At 50.6% G+C, this 811-nt stretch carries 1 protein-coding gene; it reads left to right on the forward strand.

What is annotated here, in order from left to right; genetic code table 11:
* Positions 1–308: 308 nt before the first annotated feature.
* Positions 309–811: helix-turn-helix domain-containing protein (locus TALK_RS21870; RefSeq protein WP_139833917.1), on the forward strand; the 503-nt coding region annotated here is incomplete at its 3' end.

An 811-nucleotide genomic window follows, 5' to 3' on the forward strand; every position in this document is an offset into this window, starting at 1 on the left:
GTCGCAGGTTCAAATCCTGCCCCCGCAACCACTCTTTCCGATCCGTTGAGTTTTGAGATATAGACTCGACGGATTCGCGAAACAAGAGAAAAAGTTCGGGGACACTCCTCAAAAAGAGGAGACGGCATTTCCGAGTTTTAATTTTTCCTGACTTTTCAAATAGATAAAGAAAAAACCCGTCGGCTGCAACCAACGGGTTTCTGAAAAGGCTTAAGCTGCCCTCGGTCTAGAAATCTGAGGTAAAGTTTAGGCGACGGGATCGCTTTGTCAAGTGCAAATGCGATGTTTGAACTCTGCCGATACCACGCATGACATCTTCATATTCCCAAGCGCACACCGGCGCGGTTGCAGACCAATCTGCTCCGGTCGGAACGTCTGCCGTTGCCCGTTGGCACTGGGTGCAGACAAAGATCCTCCATCATCCTGATTTATCGACAGCCGAAATCTGTGTCGCGGTCATTCTGGCATCGCACGTCAATGACCGGACGCAGGCATGCTTTCCCAAGATTGAAACTATTGCACATGAGACGAGCCTGTCTGATCGCAAGGTCCGTCAGGCGCTTATGCGTTTGGCCGAACTTGGGTTGATAACCAAACTGAGCCGGGCGGTTGGCAGACTTCGCAATCGCAATGCCTATCAACTGGTCGGACTTGGTTCCAAACCGGCATCTGGTTCCAAACCGGCATCTGGTTCCATCATACCGGCATCAGATTCCGGTATTAAACCGGCACCTGGTGCCGGTTCCAATAAGAAGAACACGGATAAAGAAGAAAACACGGATGAAAGAGAACAGGCAAATGCCGTTTCTGG

The organism is Thalassospira alkalitolerans, assembly GCF_002115745.1.
Lineage (GTDB): Bacteria > Pseudomonadota > Alphaproteobacteria > Rhodospirillales > Thalassospiraceae > Thalassospira > Thalassospira alkalitolerans.